This is a genomic window from Hyphomonas sp., assembly GCF_016125515.1.
Lineage (GTDB): Bacteria > Pseudomonadota > Alphaproteobacteria > Caulobacterales > Hyphomonadaceae > Hyphomonas.
This window is the reverse complement of record NZ_WGLO01000002.1, coordinates 22916-39078: the sequence shown is the minus strand read 5'-3', so window position 1 is coordinate 39078 and position 16163 is coordinate 22916. Positions and strand designations below refer to the sequence as shown.

At 65.2% G+C, this 16163-nt stretch carries 16 protein-coding genes and 1 tRNA gene; 12 read left to right on the top strand and 5 right to left on the bottom strand.

The features are described from left to right. Nucleotides 1-57 precede the first annotated feature (57 nt). Nucleotides 58-1281, bottom strand: a complete 1224-nt coding sequence (locus GC148_RS02200; protein ID WP_291068392.1) for a serine hydrolase — start codon at nt 1279-1281, stop codon at nt 58-60. A 24-nt stretch (nt 1282-1305) separates the two neighbouring features. Next, nucleotides 1306-2322, bottom strand: a complete 1017-nt coding sequence (locus GC148_RS02195; protein WP_291068391.1) for an AraC family transcriptional regulator — start codon at nt 2320-2322, stop codon at nt 1306-1308. 110 nt (nt 2323-2432) lie between these two features. Between GC148_RS02195 and GC148_RS02190 the strand changes: the two genes are divergently transcribed. The 5 genes from GC148_RS02190 (at nt 2433) to GC148_RS02170 (ending at nt 7445) form a co-directional block, all read left to right on the top strand. Then, nucleotides 2433-3251 (top strand): hypothetical protein, encoded by an 819-nt coding sequence (locus GC148_RS02190; RefSeq protein ID WP_291068390.1) that lies wholly within the window; start codon nt 2433-2435, stop codon nt 3249-3251. A gap of 97 nt (nt 3252-3348) precedes the next feature. Beyond that, nucleotides 3349-5349, top strand: a complete 2001-nt coding sequence (locus GC148_RS02185; protein WP_291068389.1) for an acetyl/propionyl/methylcrotonyl-CoA carboxylase subunit alpha — start codon at nt 3349-3351, stop codon at nt 5347-5349. Nucleotides 5350-5471: 122 nt separating this feature from the next. Continuing rightward, nucleotides 5472-5981: a DUF805 domain-containing protein gene (locus GC148_RS02180; protein WP_291068388.1), complete on the top strand. Its 510-nt coding sequence runs from the start codon at nt 5472-5474 to the stop codon at nt 5979-5981. Nucleotides 5982-6117: 136 nt separating this feature from the next. Next, entirely contained in the window at nt 6118-6648 is a 531-nt protein-coding gene (locus tag GC148_RS02175; protein ID WP_291068387.1) for a DUF805 domain-containing protein, read from the top strand. A gap of 26 nt (nt 6649-6674) precedes the next feature. After that, nucleotides 6675-7445, top strand: a complete 771-nt coding sequence (locus GC148_RS02170) for a hypothetical protein (protein WP_291068386.1) — start codon at nt 6675-6677, stop codon at nt 7443-7445. Here the strand turns inward: GC148_RS02170 and lipB are convergent. Continuing rightward, the gene (gene lipB, locus GC148_RS02165; RefSeq protein WP_291068385.1) at nt 7442-8155 is read right to left on the bottom strand and encodes a lipoyl(octanoyl) transferase LipB; all 714 of its coding nucleotides are present in this window, start codon (nt 8153-8155) and stop codon (nt 7442-7444) included. The two genes, GC148_RS02170 and lipB, sit on opposite strands and share 4 nt — an antisense overlap. A gap of 87 nt (nt 8156-8242) precedes the next feature. Between lipB and GC148_RS02160 the strand changes: the two genes are divergently transcribed. After that, nucleotides 8243-8327, top strand: a tRNA-Leu gene (locus GC148_RS02160). Between the two features lie 318 nt (nt 8328-8645). After that, nucleotides 8646-9761: a pectin acetylesterase-family hydrolase gene (locus GC148_RS02155; RefSeq protein WP_291068384.1), complete on the top strand. Its 1116-nt coding sequence runs from the start codon at nt 8646-8648 to the stop codon at nt 9759-9761. A gap of 27 nt (nt 9762-9788) precedes the next feature. Here GC148_RS02155 and gltX read toward each other — a convergent pair whose 3' ends face one another. After that, nucleotides 9789-11129 (bottom strand): glutamate--tRNA ligase, encoded by a 1341-nt coding sequence (gene gltX, locus GC148_RS02150; RefSeq protein WP_291068383.1) that lies wholly within the window; start codon nt 11127-11129, stop codon nt 9789-9791. Nucleotides 11130-11263: 134 nt separating this feature from the next. On the opposite strand from gltX, the gene GC148_RS02145 reads away from it, so the two are divergent. Continuing rightward, nucleotides 11264-12085, top strand: coding sequence for a hypothetical protein (locus GC148_RS02145; RefSeq protein ID WP_291068382.1), 822 nt, complete (start codon nt 11264-11266; stop codon nt 12083-12085). Nucleotides 12086-12109: 24 nt separating this feature from the next. Here GC148_RS02145 and GC148_RS02140 read toward each other — a convergent pair whose 3' ends face one another. Further along, nucleotides 12110-13768 (bottom strand): NAD+ synthase, encoded by a 1659-nt coding sequence (locus GC148_RS02140; RefSeq protein WP_291068381.1) that lies wholly within the window; start codon nt 13766-13768, stop codon nt 12110-12112. 159 nt (nt 13769-13927) lie between these two features. Here GC148_RS02140 and GC148_RS02135 point away from each other — a divergent pair, with 159 nt between their 5' ends. Genes GC148_RS02135 through GC148_RS02120 form a run of 4 tightly spaced genes read left to right on the top strand, consistent with a single transcriptional unit; the run spans nt 13928 to nt 16087 of the window. Then, nucleotides 13928-14155, top strand: a complete 228-nt coding sequence (locus tag GC148_RS02135) for a hypothetical protein (protein WP_291068380.1) — start codon at nt 13928-13930, stop codon at nt 14153-14155. Further along, nucleotides 14152-14292, top strand: coding sequence for a hypothetical protein (locus GC148_RS02130; protein ID WP_291068379.1), 141 nt, complete (start codon nt 14152-14154; stop codon nt 14290-14292). The genes GC148_RS02135 and GC148_RS02130 overlap by 4 nt, the downstream gene beginning before the upstream one ends. Continuing rightward, nucleotides 14292-15350, top strand: coding sequence for a Rieske 2Fe-2S domain-containing protein (locus GC148_RS02125; protein ID WP_291068378.1), 1059 nt, complete (start codon nt 14292-14294; stop codon nt 15348-15350). Before GC148_RS02130 ends, GC148_RS02125 begins: the two co-directional genes overlap by 1 nt. Continuing rightward, complete coding sequence (locus GC148_RS02120; protein WP_291068377.1) at nt 15350-16087, top strand: hypothetical protein; 738 nt, start codon at nt 15350-15352, stop codon at nt 16085-16087. The genes GC148_RS02125 and GC148_RS02120 overlap by 1 nt, the downstream gene beginning before the upstream one ends. Nucleotides 16088-16163: the final 76 nt, after the last annotated feature.

Here is a 16163-nt window from a genome sequence, read left to right as displayed (position 1 = left end):
GTTCACTAACACATTTGGCGCCGCACGGCAAGGCCTCGCCATCCGGCTGCGCGGTGATCAGGGCGTGCCGGCTTCCCGGTCCACGGCCGCCTGCACGGCGCGGTAGAAGCTGGCGCGTTCGGGCCATTCATTGTCGGCCAGGCCGAGCGCGGTTTTCCAGTTGGCATTCGAGGCGATCACAAGCTGGCGGTTCGGATCGATGAAGATGCCCTGGCCGAAGATACCGTCGGCCTGGAAGGAGCCGTCATCCCAGGTCCACCACTGGAAGCCATAGCCTTCGCCGGTTGTTCCGTAGTCTGCCTGTTTGACGGTGGCCTGCGCCAGCCAGTCCGCGGGCAGCACGGGGCCATCCGGTGTCACGCCGCCGTCGAGAATGAACTGGCCAAAGCGCGCGAAGTCCCGTGTGGTGGCCTGGATGCAGCAGCCGCTGATCTCGTGCCCGTCCTGGCCCAGCAACCAGCTGGCCTCCTGCTCCATGCCATAGGGCGTCCAGATCTTTTCGGAGAGATAGTCGGCCACGTTCTTGCCCGTGGCCTCGCTGACCAGAACACCGATCAGGTTCGTCTCGCCGGTCGAATAGTTCCACGTCTCGCCCGGCGGATGCGCGCGGCCCAGCTTGCGCATGTAGCTGACAATCGCGCTCTTGCCGGGTTCGGCCTCCTGCTTGTCGAACTGGGCAACGTCCGACTGCGGATCGTCATAATCCTCGTTCCAGGCGACACCCGAAGTCATCGTCAGCAGTTGCGCGACGGTGACGTCGTCATAAGGAGAGCCGGCAAGGTCCGGAATATAGTCGGTCACCTTGTCGTCCAGGTTCTTGATGTACCCGTCCGCCATGGCGGCGCCCACGAGTGTGGACGTCAGAGACTTCGCTACCGAGAAACTCGTCCAGCGGCCGTCTTTCGAGAAGCCATTGCCATAACGTTCAAGACGGATCTTGCCGTCCTGCACGATCACCAGCGAGGCGGCATTCTGGGTTTTGAAATAGGCGTCGAGGTCGATGTCTTCGCCCAGTGCCAGAGGTGTGCCGTCGGGGAGGGGGTGCACGTCGCCGCCCGCCTTGATGGGGTGCGATTCGATGATCATAGGCAGCTGGTCGATCATCCGGAAGGCCGCATCCCGCTGCGGCACGGACCAGAACAGCACGTCGCGCCCCGACGGCGGATTCGTCAGCAGCGCGCGCCAGTCCGGCCCGATCAGCCACCACCCGATGCCGAGGAAAACGACCAGCGCCGAAAGGCCGATCCCGATGCGCCGAAGCCATGAAGTCGAATTGGACATGAAGCGTTCCTTATGCGGATAAAGTCAGCGAAGTGTGTTGCGGATATCCCGCGGCGACTGCCCCGTCCATCTCTTGTATGCGCGGGAAAAGGCGGGCGGATCGGAAAAACCGACCAGGTAGGCGGTTTCGTTGACGGAGGCCTTTCGGCCGCGCAGGTAGTCGGTTGCCATCCGGCATCGCAGAGCATCCAGCACGGCCTTGAAACTTGTGCCTTCTGACTTCAATCGCCGGAACAATGTCTGGCGGCTGACCCCCAGCATCGCGGCGATGCGGTGGGCGCTGACCTCGCCGGTGTGCAGGACCGGGAGGATCGCGGCCTCGACTTCGCCTCGGGTTGTCCGCGCCGTTTCCATCTCGTGCAGTAATGTATCGGCCCGGTCTGTCAGAACGCCGAAAACATAGTGCGGCTGAAGCGCCACGGGCCAGTCTGCCATTCCCGGCGCGAGCCGCATCGCATTCCAGTCGCAGCTGAACTTTACGAGGCAACCGAAGATACGGTCATACTCGCGCCGGTCTGCGGGAGCGGCGCGCCTGAAATGCACTTCCAGGATGTGGGGCCGGTTGAGGAACCGGCGCGGCCCGCACACGAGGCGCGCAAATGCCGATTCGCACAGCTCTGGAAATTCGTCTGCCTCGGGATGAGTGTCCACCATCCAGAGCGCTCCGGACTTGTGCACAAGCTGGTGGCGCGGCGTCCCGCCTGTCTCCTCCAGTTCGATCGCCAAGCGGCCGTAACGCTGCATCTGGCGGAAGGCTTCCCCCATCGTCGCGGAGGCATTCATGATCAATCCGACAATCGACACTTCGGACATATCGACGGCTTCGGCGAAATGGAGAGCGAAGTCGGGGTCGGCGCAGGCGGCCGCCGCGGATCGCATCAACTGCTTGTAAGCCGTGAACGCCACCCGGTTGTCAGCGTCCTCCAGCAGGTCCGGATCGATGCCGGCGGCTTCATACAGTTTCGCCGGTTGCGCCCCGCGCGAGGCCGCATAGGCAGCAAGACCGCTGACAATTCCTGCCGAGACGGTGGGTTCCCGCATCCTGATGTGGCGTCCTGTTACAAATGATCATGTGATCGGTACGCCCCATCATGGCGTTCTTGCAGGCGGGCGGCAACAAGGCAGGGATCGCCTGAAGTTGGAATGCAAACATGCCCTCTGAAACACCCGTCCTCCGAACCCTTCTCGCCGCTGGTTTCTTCGCGGCGGCCTGGTGCCTGTTCACGGGCGCCGCCTTTGCTGCAAACCTGCAGGTGCCAGCCGGCGCTCCGGCCTGGCAGCATGTGGGCGCGGCGGCCTTGCTGGTGGCCCATATCGGGGGCGGTACCGTCGGCATGCTGTCCGGCGCTGCTGCGCTGATCCTGCGCAAGGGCAGCCGCGCCCACCGCGCGGCCGGCACGGTCTTTTTCGGCGCGATGTTCATCACCTACGCCATCGGCGCCGGCGTTGCGCCATTCCTGACCGAAGGCCAGCGGCCGAACTTCGTGGCCGGTATCCTGGCGCTGTATCTTCTGGTTACCGGATGGACCGCCGCCCGGCACAGCGCGCCGCGCGCCGGCTGGCCGGAAAGTGTCGGTTTGGTCGCGGCGTTGGCGATTGCCATTACCGGAGCGGTCTTCATGCAGATGGGCGCCAGCAGCCCCACAGGCACGATCGACGGCTCGCCGCCCCAGTCTTTTGTCCTTTTTGCCGTGGCCGGTACGCTGGCAGCCTGCGGCGAAGCCAATGCGCTGCTGCGCCGGGGCCTGACCGGCGTGGCGCGGATCGCGCGCCATCTCTGGCGGATGTGCTTTTCGCTCTTTCTCGCGTCGGGTTCGTTTTTCCTGGGCCAGATGCAATTCCAGCCGGTCTGGTTCCGGGAATCGGCGGCGCCATATCTATTCGCCTTCTTGCCCTTGCTGGTGATGATGTTCTGGCTGGTCCGGGTTCGAATCGGCCAGGGTGGGCTCGTCCGGACAGCCCCGGCATGACGCGACGGAAAGCGTTTGCCGCCCCGGCATGCGTAGACAAGCCCGCAGCGGCGCCGTAACAGCGGAGTGCCAAATTTCTGAGGGGTCTTTTGCGCCGATGTTCAAGAAAATTTTGATCGCCAACCGCGGTGAAATCGCCGTCCGAGTTATCAAGACGTGCCGCCGGATGGGCATCAAGACGGTCGTTGTCTATTCCGACGCGGATGCCGGCTCGATGGCGGTCGAAATGGCCGATGAAACTGTCCATATCGGCCCCTCGCCCGCCGCCCAGAGCTACCTGGTTGCCGACAAGATCATCGCGGCTGTGCGCCAGACCGGCGCCGAGGCCATCCACCCCGGTTTCGGCTTCCTCTCCGAGAACGCAGGCTTCGCGAAACGCCTCGAGCAGGAAGGCATCGGCTGGATCGGCCCGAACGCCCACGCCATCGACGCGATGGGTGACAAGATCTCCTCGAAGAAGCTCGCCGCAGAAGCCGGTGTCTCCACCGTTCCGGGTCATATGGGCCTGATCGAGGACACGAAAGAAGCCGTGAAGATCTCGAAGGAGATCGGATATCCGGTGATGATCAAGGCCTCGGCCGGCGGCGGCGGCAAGGGCATCCGCGTTGCCTATAACGACAAGGAAGTCGAGGAAGGCTTTCCGGCGGTAAAGTCGGAAGCCAAGTCCTCCTTCGGCGACGACCGCGTCTTCATCGAGAAGTTCATCCTCGAGCCGCGCCATATCGAGATCCAGGTGCTGGGCGACAAGCATGGCAACTGCCTTTGGCTCAACGAGCGCGAGTGCTCGATCCAGCGCCGCAACCAGAAGGTCATCGAAGAGGCGCCCTCGCCGCTGCTTGATCCTGAAACCCGCAAGAAGATGGGCGAGCAGGCCGTCGCCCTCGCCAAGGCGGTTAACTATGACAGCGCTGGCACGGTGGAGTTCGTCGCGTCCGGCAAGGACAAAGGTTTCTACTTCCTCGAAATGAACACCCGCCTGCAGGTGGAGCACCCGGTCACCGAAATGATCACGGGCGTCGACCTCGTCGAACAGATGCTGCGCGTCGCCTATGGCGAGAAGCTGAAGCTCAAACAGTCCGACATCAAGATCAACGGCTGGGCCGTCGAAAGCCGCGTGTACGCCGAGGACCCGTACCGCAACTTCCTGCCGTCCATCGGCCGCCTGAAGCGTTTCCATCCGCCTGCGGAAGGAAAGCTCGGCAAGGGCGAAGTGCGCATGGACTCGGGCGTGCGCGAAGGCGACGAGATTTCGATGTTCTACGACCCCATGATCGCCAAGCTGGTCACCTGGGGCAAGGACCGCGACACCGCGCTCGACGTGCACGGCGAGGCGCTGGACCGGTTCCAGATCGAAGGCATCCAGGACAACATTCCCTTCATTGCCGCCGTGATGGACGAGAAGCGCTTTCGCTCCGGCAACATCACCACCGCCTATATCAAGGACGAGTTCCCCAATGGCTTCGAGGGCGTTGCGCCGACAAAGACGCAGGAATTGCAGCTGATCTGTTCGGCGGCCTACGTGCACGCTTTCTTCGATCGCCGTGCCAGCCAGATTTCCGGCCGCTTGGGGACGACGGCTGCCCGCAAGGACTGGGTCGTCATCCTCGGTGACAAACATCACCCGGTCACCATCGACATCGGCACCGAAGGTGAAGCCCAGATCACCGTGAACGGAGGAAAGGCCCATAGCCTCGTCACCTCCTGGCATCCGGGCCAGCACCTCGTCGAAGGCGTATTGGATGGCAAACCCTTTGCCGTAAAATTCGCGGACCGCACGGAAGGCTACATGTTCCGGCACCGCGGCGTGGCTCTGCGCGCGCTGGTTTGCACGCCGTTCGTCGCGGACCTGCACAGCCGCCTGCCGGAGAAGCCCAAGGCTGACACGTCGAAGCTGATCATTTCGCCGATGCCGGGCCTCGTCGTATCGATGGAGGTCGCGCTTGGCCAGGAGGTGCAGGAAGGCGAAGCCGTCTGTATCGTCGAGGCGATGAAGATGCAGAACATCATCCGCGCGGGCGCCAACGGCAAGGTAAAGGCAATCAACGTCAAGGCCGGCGACAGCGTCGCTGCCGACGAGATCATGGTCGAGTTCGCATAATCTCTCGCACAGGCGAGGACTTAACGTTCCTGAAACGGGTTCGCCTTGCTATAGTCCGCACACAGCGGCGGGGCAGGCGGGCGCCTGCGCGCCCGGAACTCGTGACCAGGAGCTACTAGAACATGGAACTCTTTCTCACCCCCAACGGGCGTATCGACCAGCCGACCTATTGGCGGGCTGTGCTGATCCTCGCCTGCGTTTCGGCCGTCATCTCCGTACTGGCAACCTATGTATCGATGGCGCTCGGGCTCCTTGGCCTTGGCACTATCTGGAGCTGGATCGCGATCCACGCGAAGCGGTTCCACGACAACAACAAAAGCGGCTGGTTCATGCTGCTTCTGATCATCGTCGCGGCCATTTCAAACAACGTGTTCAGCGGTCTGCTGGAGGGCATGTCGGGCTTTGACATGGCTGAATACGAGCGCGAAGTCGGCGCCGCTTCAAGCCGTGGCGATTTTGGACGGCTGATGACCCTCATGTCCGAAGCGCAGAAAGCAACGATTTTGCCGACGATCATCACAACCTTCATCACCACCGGAATTCTCGGCGGGATCATGAGCCTGCTCAAGACCGACCCGAACGACAACAAATACGGCCCCGGCCCAGCCGGCGCGTCGACCGCGTTCATTTGATCGCCCCAGAAGCCAATACCTGATAAAAGAGCCGGGTCGCTTGCCTGGCTCTTTTTTCTTGCGCCGCTTTATCGTTTATTGATAAGGGGCCCCTATGACGAACGGTCTCAACCTTCAAGGAACCTCGCTCCGTCCCATGGACTTCCGCTTCCTGTTCCTCCAGCCGCAAGGCCGCCTCGCGCCGGTGCCCTTCGCGCGCGGCCTGATCCTGCTGACCGGCGCGCTGATGGTCATTACCATCCTGGCCGCCGTCGTCCTGCCGAATTTCGGCGTGCTGCAATACGCGCTGATCTTCCCGTATGTCTGCCTGTTCGCCAAACGCCTGCACGATGCCGGTCTCAGCGGCTGGCTCTGGCTCGCCTTCCTCGCCGGGTTCGGTTTTGCCAACTTGTTGCTGTCGGCGGTCCTCCTGCCTGTGCTGTCGCCGGACGCCTTCGCGATCCAGGCCGAGGTGCAGAAGCTGATGGAATCCGGCGGCTTCAATGCGGCGTTCCAGGCGCTCGAAGCGCGCGCGCAGGAATATGCCCGTCTCTCGGTGGTCACCACCGTGACCGCCTTCCTGATCGCCAGCGCGTTGACCGGATTTGCTGCGTTCCGCATGCGCTCGGACCCCAAGCCCAACCATCATGGTCCGCCGGCGTCCGGCGAGGCAGACACGTTTTCCTGACCCATCCCGCAGAAGGCGACTGACCCATGGAAACTACCTCTGGCGAGATCGACAGCCACCGTCCCTGGATCCGGGACGCGCGGGATGATCCGGGCGCGATGAACTGGCTGGCGACGCTGTTCAATCCTTTCGGCGAATCCTCCAAACTGCATTTCAGCCGCGCCTGGACCTTCATGTTCATGGGCCGCGTGTTGCTTTACATCATCCCGTCCTTCACGGCCGCCATCCTCGGCATCGCCGGCGTCAAGACCGGCTTCCTGAACACGCCCGTGGACATCGCGATGTTCACCGTGCCGGCTTTGTTGGTGCCGTTCGCGGTGTTCACCTTCGTCACCGATTTCACCTCCTTTTCAGCGCACATGCGACGCCTCGCCGAAGCGGGCCGGCCCACCTGGCTTGCCGTGATCGTCCTTGTACCGACGATCCTCGGCATGGCCGCCTATTTCGCCGGCACGGGCATCGGCGCCGCCCAGCATGCCGAGATGATGAAACCGCCCGCCGCCAAGACCGAAACCGTGGCCATGGACGGCGAGGGCGCGGCCAAGCCAGCCGACGCGGAAGCCAAACCAAAAGCGCAGCAGCGCCGCGGGCCGCCGGGCCGCAAGGGGCCGCCGCCCAGCGAACGCCAGATGGCCGTCTCCACCGGCATGAGCATGGGCCTGCCGGTCTGGGCGCTGGCCTCGTTCGGCGCCATGCTGTGGACGTTGCTCTACGCCGCCCGCCTGCCCAACGGGGGACAGGGCCGTCTGCGCACCGGCAGTCATCTGACGCCGGATGAAATTGAAAGCGGCGCCTAAAGCCCGGCGATTTCCGCCGCCTGGAGCTCCGGCGCGTCCACGCGCACCAGCCGGCTGCCGAACACGACCTCGAACGCATCGCGCAGCGCCATGTCGGCCTCGTGCATCGACACGATCCGACCCAGTCCCGCCAGGCTGGTGACGCCATAGCGCGCGTCGGCGATGCCGCACGGCGTGATACCGGTGAAATGTTCCAGCTCCGGCTCCACGTTGAGCGAGATGCCATGCAGGCTCACCCAGCGCTTCAGGCGCACGCCGATGGCGGCGATCTTGTCCTCGCGCAGCGGTCCGTCCGCTTCGGTCCGGTCGACCCACACGCCGACCCGGCTCTCGCGAACCCCGGCTTCGACATTGAACGCCGCCAGCGCCTGGATGATCCAGGCCTCGAGGTTGGCCACAAAGGCCCGCACATCGCGCCCCCGGGCGCCCACGTCCAGCATGACATAGGCCACCCGCTGGCCTGGCCCGTGATAGGTGTACTGGCCGCCCCGGCCGGCATCGAACACGGGGAATCGGCCCGGGTCCTTCAGGTCCGCCGGTTTGGCTGAGGTGCCGGCCGTATAGAGCGGAGGATGTTCCAGAAACCACACCAGTTCCCGGGCGCCGTCCTCGCGAATCGCCCGCGCCCGGGCCTCCATCACGCCCAGCGCGGTTTCGTAGGAAACAGGGGTCTCGGAGACCGCCCAGTCGACTGCAGGAAGATTTGTCATGGCCTCCACGATATAGGCGTTTTTCGGGGCTTCACAAAGCCGGAGCGCCGCCTTATACGGCCCGTCTGCCTCTAAGAGACCAGTCGTGCGGTCATGGCGGAATTGGTAGACGCGCAGCGTTGAGGTCGCTGTGGGGCAACCCGTGGAGGTTCGAGTCCTCTTGACCGCACCAGATCAATCCCCGATGGCCGCAGCGTCGGCAAAGGATCGCTCGCATGAGCCGGCGCCAGACCGATCCTCGCCGGCGCCGATGTAGACCGCCTCAAACGTCGTTCCAATCCTTAGCGAATAAAGGTATTCGACCAACCAGCTGTTCTGCTGTTGCGGTTTGTTCCTGTGCAAAGACATTTTTGCGAGTCGGATCTCGCGCTGGTTGAAGATCGGGGAGGGCGCCGTCACGCCCAGCGCCGCAGGCCGCCTGATTGTCAGCCCGCCCGGGCCCGCCTAGGCTGGTCGTGTGCTGGCCCGTCAGAGGCCCCTGGAGAACAACATGATCATTCGCCCCGTCCTGGCCGCTGCGGTCGCTCTTGCCCTTCTGGCGGCCTGCCAGACACCTGAGGCCGAGGCACCCGCCAGCCCCGCCGAAGCCGCACCCGCCGCCAGCGAGGCCGCTGCGCCAGCGGCAAGCGCCTGGACCACCATTGCGCCGGGCGGCGACACGCTCTGCGCCACCGGCACGCCCTTCACCTTCCATGTGCGCGAGGGCGATGCGTCCCGCGTGATGATCTTCCTCAATGGCGGCGGCGCCTGCTGGAGCGGCGACCTTTGCGATCTGAATACCGAGCCGGCGCCCTATACGCCCTTCGCCGAGATGGACTCCAACGACCCGGCCACAAAGGGCGGCGTGTTCGATGCGGCCAATCCGGAAAATCCCTTCGCCGGCTGGACGCAGGTCTTTGTGTCCTACTGCACGGGCGATGCCCATCTCGGCGCCCGCGATGTCGACTATCCGACCTCCGCCGGCGGGACGGCCACCATCCACCACCGCGGCAAAGCCAATGTCCAGTCGGCGCTGGATTGGGTCTACGCCCACGCCCCCGCGCCGCAGCGCGTCTTCGTCGGGGGCGGCAGCGCCGGGGCGATCGCCTCGCCTTACTATGCCGGCATCGTGGCGGACCATTATCCGCAGGCGGAGGTTGTCCAGTATGGGGGCGGGGCAGGCGGCTACCGCACGCCGGCTGTCTCCGGCCTCCTCGAAACCTGGGGCACCTTCGACAGCCTGCCGGACTGGCCGGCATTTGCCGCGCTCGATACGTCAAAGGCCACGATCGAGGATTTCTTCCGCGTCACCGCCGCCCGGCATCCGGAGATGCGGATGGCCCAGTTCAACAATGTCGATGACGGCGTCCAGCAACAGTTCCTGATGCTGCTCGGCACCATGGCGCCCATGCGCGGCCTGCTGCACGACAACCTGGCCGAGCTGTCAGCGGACCTACCGCATTTCCGTTCCTACTCGGCGCCCGGCACCGATCACACGCTGGTGCGCTTTGATCGTCTGTACACGACCGAAGTCGGCGGCGTCCGCGCGGTCGATTGGATCCGCGACCTCGCCGAAGGCCGGGACGTGGCAACGGTGTCGTGCGAGACAGATTCCAGCTGCGACTGAGGGTGGGGCCCTACCAGCCAAAAAAACTCAGCCGCCCAGTCGTTTCAGCACCCGCTCGCGTCCGATCAGGGGCAGGACGGCGCTCATCTCGGGGCCGTGCTCGGCGCCGGTGATGGCCTTGCGCAGCGGCATGAACAGGGCGCGGCCCTTGCGGCCGGTGGCGGCCTTGAGGGCATTGGTCCACTCGCCCCAGCTCGCGGCGGTGAGTTCGCGGGCTGGCAGGTGGGCGCCGGCGCTGGTGATGAAGTCCCGGTCCTCGTCGGCGATCTCCGGCGTGATGTCGCCGAAAATCATCTCGACCCAGGGCTTGGCCGAGGTCACGCGCGCGCAGTTTTCCCGCACCGCCAGCCAGAAGGCCTCGTTGGCGGCGCGCGGATCGAGCTCGGCGAGCCGGTCCTTCACCGCCGTGTAGGGCATGGCGTGCACCAGCGCGGCGTTGAGGTTCTCGAGGTCCGCCTCGTCGAACCGGGCAGGCGCCCGGCCGATCTTGGAGAAGGCGAATTCCGCCGCGAGATCAGCGAGGCTCGTGCGCGGCTCGATATTGTCAGACGTGCCGAGCTTCGCGAGGTGGCTGGCGATGGCCATCGGCTCGATGCCCTGGTCGCGCAGCTGGCCGATCGACAGCGAGCCGATCCGTTTCGACAGCGCCGACCCGTCCGCGCCTACCAGCAGCGGCATGTGGGCCATTTCGGGCGACTTGCCGCCAAGCGCCAGGAAGATCTCGATCTGCGCGCCGGAATTGGTCACATGGTCCTCGCCGCGCACCACATGCGTGATGCCGGCCTCGATATCGTCGACCACCGAGGGCAGGGTGTAGAGATAGCTGCCATCCTCGCGGATCAGCACGGGGTCTGAGACCGACGAGGTGTCGATGCTCTGCGGGCCGCGAACCAGATCGTTCCACTCGACGCGCCCCCCCGACAGCTTGAAGCGCCAGTGAGGCTTGACGCCCGAGGCTTCGAGCTTCGCGCGGTCGGCATCAGTCAGGCTCAGCGCCGCCCGGTCATAGACCGGCGGGCGGCCCCGCGACTGGGCAATCTTGCGCTTCACGTCCAGCTCTTCGGCCGTCTCGTAGGCCGGGTAGAGCAGGCCCAGCGCGCGCAGCTTGTCGGCGGCCTGGTCGTAGATGGCGAATCGGTCGGACTGGTTGAACGTATCGGCCCAGGTCAGGCCCAGCCAGGTGAGGTCTTCCTTCAGAAGGGCCTCATTTTCCTTGGTCGAGCGCTCAAGGTCCGTATCGTCGATCCGCAGGATGAATTTGCCACCCTGGCCCGAGGCAAAAAGCCAGTTCACAAGCGCCGTGCGGACGTTTCCGACATGGATACGGCCGGTGGGCGAGGGGGCGAATCGGACGACAGGGGCGGTCATGGCGGACGGGCCTTCCGGAGTTGGGAAAGGCGCTTTCGACATCAAATCGGACGAAAAGCCAAGCGCTTCGGCCACATTCTTGCTATTGTTTTGTTTAACGACCATCTACGATGAAGCAATTCCGGGAGTGGGTCATGAGATTCGGCTGGGTGCTCGCTGGGGCGCTGTTACTCGCCGCCTGCGGGCAAAAGGACGAAACGTCACCGGGAACGGTTGCCGAAGGCGCCGGCCCCACCGGGCCTGCAGGCCAGGTGGCCGAGGTTCCGGTCGTGCCGAGCCTCGATTATGCTGGCCTGTCTGGCTACGACATCAATACCTGGTTCCTGAGACCCGGCTGGCCGGGCGAATACCCCCCGGGCTTCGCAGTGCTGGACGCCGATGTGAAGGTGCCCGCCCGGGCGCGGCCGAACCCGACCGACCCGCAGGACATCACCTGCCTCCTGCCGCAATACGCCAATTACCAGCTCTGGAACGACGTCCGGACCGAGGACGACAAGCTCGAATATTTCGTGGCGACCAAGAAAGTGCCGGTCACGGTGCTGGAAGATGCCGAGATCGAGTTTGTCGGCGAGGCCGGCATCGAGAAACTGGCCCTCACCAAGGGCGATGTGCTGACCTATCTCGGATATCTGGGCGAAGGGGTCACCGTGCTATCGTTCAATGGTAACGAATTCGACATCAATGAGGGCGAGTTGTCCAACGTCACCGATATCGGCGCCTCGCCGCTGGAGGAAGACCTCTGGGTGCGCGTCTCGTGCCTCGGCGGCAAACAGGCCTGGCTGCTGTTTGATGAAGTGATCGAGGAGAAGGGCGTCTACCCCTCGCCGATTACCGGCTTCGGCGATGCCGCCGACATCGAGCCCGGCGAAGCGGACGCGGTGCGCGAAGCGATTGCCACGGACGCCTATGGCGTCAGCGCGACAGACCAGGAAATCATTCCGCCCGCTGAGGAATAGGGCGGGGTCTCCCAACTCACCAACTCAATCGTCGCGGAAACGGTTCGTGATCGGATAGCGCCGGTCGCGGCCGAAATTCTTGCCGCCGACTTTGACGCCCGGCGGAGCCTGACGGCGCTTGTATTCGGCAATGTAGACAAGGTGTTCAATACGTCGCACCGTCGCTGCGTCATGGCCGCGTGCGAGGATGTCGTCGACGTCTTCTTCAAGGTCCACGAGGCCGCGCAGGATATCGTCCAGCACCGGATAGGGTGGCAGGGAATCCTCGTCTTTCTGGTCCTCGCGCAGCTCGGCCGAGGGCGGCTTGGTGATGATCCGCTCCGGGATCACATGTTTCGAGTCCACCAGAGCTCCCGGCGGCACGTTTTCATTGCGCCATTTGGCCAACTCGAACACTTCGGTCTTGTAGAAATCCTTCAGCGCATTGTAGCCGCCGCACATGTCGCCATAGAGCGTTGCGTAGCCGACGGCCATCTCGCTCTTGTTGCCTGTGGTGACGACCATGTGGCCGAACTTGTTGGATAGTGCCATCAGCGTCACCGCGCGTAGTCGGGACTGGATGTTCTCTTCCGTCGTGTCGGCCGCCTTGCCCGCGAAGGACGGGGCCAGCATCTGGTCCAGCGCGCCGACGCCCGGGGCGATGTTGATCGTGTCATAGGTGCTGCCCAGCGCCTCGGCGCAGGCTTTCGCGTCTTCCAGACTGTCCGAGGACGTATATTTCGACGGCATCATCACGCACCAGACCTTGTCCGGCCCGAGCGCGTCGGCGGCGATGGCGGCGGTGATGGCCGAGTCGATGCCGCCCGACATGCCGAGTACCACGCCGGGGAACCGGTTCTTGCGGACATAATCGCCGAGGCCCTGCATCGCGGCGCGGTATTCGGCGGCCCAGCCTTCAAGGTCTGCTGCGCAGCCGTTTCCGAGCCCGACGAATTGCTTCGTGGACGGATCAAACGTCACGTTGGCATAGCCGGTCGCGAACTGGCCGACGAGGCCGCAGCGTTCGCCATGCGTGGAGTTCGTCGCGTATGATGCGCCGTCGAAAACCAGCTCGTCCTGGCCGCCCATCTGGTTGACGAACAGGTAGGGCAGGCCGAGGTCGGACCAGCGGTCGAAGGCGGCGGCGCGCTCGGCCTGGATGGCGCGGCGCCAGGGCGAGGCGTTGGGCACGAGCAGCAGCTCGGCGCCGGCCGCCTTCGCCGCGCGCGGCACGCGGTCGAACCAGATGTCCTCACAGATGGCGAGGCCGATGCGCGCGCCGAGGAAATCGACCACCACCGAGGGGCCGCAGCCGGCGGTGTAGTGGCGCTTCTCGTCGAACACGCCGTAATTGGGAAGCTCGCGCTTGTCATGGCGCGCGCGGATGCGCCCGGCTTCCAGCCAGAGGGCGGAGTTGTACAGCGCCCCGTCCTCGCGCCAGGGCGCGCCGATCAGGATGGCCGGGCCATCCGCCGAGTCGCGCGCCAGCCGCTGGATGGCGGCCATCGACAACTCCACGGCGGCGGGCTTCAGCACCAGATCCTCGGCCGGATAGCCCAGCATGAAGTGTTCCGACAGCGCCACAAGGTCGGCGCCGCGCGCCTTCGCTTCGGCATGGGCTTCCCGCGCCAGCGCCAGATTCCCCTGAATGTCTCCCACAACCGGATTGAGCTGCGCGACAAGGATCTCGAGATTTTTGCTCATGAAGAGCATTTAGGCAGAGTTGGAAGGCTTGTCATGGGGTGACGTGGCGCCGCCTGACATCACTTCCTGAGAGGCGCGGCATCACGACTCCTTTCAAATCGTGACTTGCGCCTTGGGGCCTCAGGGGTAAGCCTGTGGGGGTCGGGAGGATGGCGTTGGATGAATGAGGCAATGGCCGGGGCGATCTGGTTGGGGCTGGGCGTGTATCTCGGCGCCGGGCTGCTGGCCGGGCTCGGCGTGATCCTGTTCGGGCTGAAGCGGCTGGCGCCGGAGGCCGGGCGGATTCCGTGGCGCGTGCGGCTGGTGATCCTGCCGGGGCTGGCGGCGCTGTGGCCGGTGGTGCTGGCTCGGCTGGCGGGCGTGCGGCCGGCGGAGGACCGGCCATGACGCGGCGCCAGCGGACTGTGCAGGCGCTGGTTTGGCCGGTGCTGGCGCTGGTGCTGGCCGGCGTGATCTACGGCGCGCTGGCCGAGCGGGCGCGGGTGGCTCGGGCGGTCGCCGCGGCGGAGCTGGAGGCGGGCTGATGGCGGCAGGCTACAGCATCGTGGGCTGGAACGGATTCAAGCGCGTCTATGACGGCATGCTGGCCCTCGGTCTGAGCCTGTTCGTGCTGGCGCATTTCGGCGCGGGGCTTCTTTCGGCGCCGGCGGGGCAGCATCCGAGCGAGATCCAGCTGCTCATCCGCGCGACCGGAGCGGCGGCCTTCAGCCTGCTGACGATCATCCTCTGTATCGGGCCGCTGGCGCGGCTGAGCCCGCGCGTCTTGCCGGTGCTCTACAACCGGCGGCATCTGGGCGTTGCGTGCTTCTTCACGGCGCTGGTGCATGCGGGGCTTGTGGTGCTCTGGTATCACGGGTTTTCCGAAATGAATGCCATCATATCGCTACTGACATCGAACCCGCGCTATGCGTCGTTCGGCGGATTTCCGTTCGAGAGCCTGGGTGTGCTGGCGCTGCTGATCCTGTTCGTGATGGCGGCGACGAGCCATGATTTCTGGAACCATGTGCTGGGCCCGCGCCTGTGGAAGTGGATCCATATGTCGGTTTATGCCGCCTACGGATTGCTAGTGGCGCATGTGATGCTGGGCGCGGTGCAGGGCGAGACGGGCCTGGCGCAGGCGGCGCTGGCGGGCGGATCGGCGCTGCTGGTGACGGGGCTGCATGTCGTGGCGGGGCGGCTCGAATGGGCGCGCGACCGGACAACGGATCTGCCGCCGGAGGGCGAGGACTGGCTCGACGCCGGCCCGGCCGAGGCGATTCCGAACGGGCGCGCGGTGATCCTGGTGCCGCCGGCTGGTGAGCGGATCGCGGTGTTCCGCGAGGGCGCGAAAATCTATGCGGTGGCCAATGCCTGCCGCCATCAGGGCGGGCCGCTGGGCGAGGGGCGCATCCTGGACGGGTGCATCGTGTGCCCCTGGCACGGCTTCCAGTATCGCCCGGAAGACGGCTGCTCGCCGCCGCCCTTCACGGAAAAGATCCCGACCTACCGCACACGGGTCACCGGGGGCCGCGTGTTCGTGGAGCCGGTGCCGCAGCCGCCCGGCACGCCGATGGCGCCCTCGATGGCCGGGGAGGCGGGCTGATGGCGGAGGAGCCGTTCTTTGTGGGCTGGAGCCCCGAACTGGCGAAGCCTACGCGGCGCTTCCTGCTGACGGCGGGCGCGGGGCTCGCCGTGGGCGTGGGGGCGGTGGGGCTTGGCCTCGGGGCGGCGGCGCCGCATCCCGGACCCGGCCTCTGGGACCAGGGCAAGAAGGTGGCCGTGACCGGCACGATCTATCCCGGGCCTTACCCTCATCTGCTCACGGAAGACCTCGGCGACGGGCTGCGTACGGTGCTGCTGGTCGGCGCGGGCAAAGACCGCGTGACGGTGCGCCCGGCGCTGACCTTTACCGGCGCGGCGGTGACCGGCACGCTGATCGAACGGGGCGAGCATGCAATGATGGCGGTCGACGGGGTTTATCCCGATCCGGCGCCGGGGCGCGTCCTGCCGGGGCCGGAGAAGGACCTTGGCGACGCGGTGATGACCGGCGAGATCCTTGATGCGAAATGCTGGTTCGGTGCGATGCGGCCCGGCCATGGCAAGACGCACAAGGCCTGCGCGGCGCTGTGCGCGACGGGCGGCCTGCCGCTGGCCTTCTGTGAGACCGGCCGCTGCAGCGACGGCAAGGCGGCGCTGTTGCTGCTGAATGAACGCGGGCAGGCTTTCGGTCGGGAAATCCTGCCGTTGGTGGCCGATCCCGTGATGGTGCGTGGACGGATTTTCGAGGTCGCCGGCCTCCGGCAGGTGCGCATGAAGCTGTCGGATATTGTGAGACTATAGGGAGCTGAGTGCTCGTAGGGCCCTACTCTAATGCTGCCCGCAAGCGGTGAGGGGACGGGTCAGTTTTTGCCGAGCC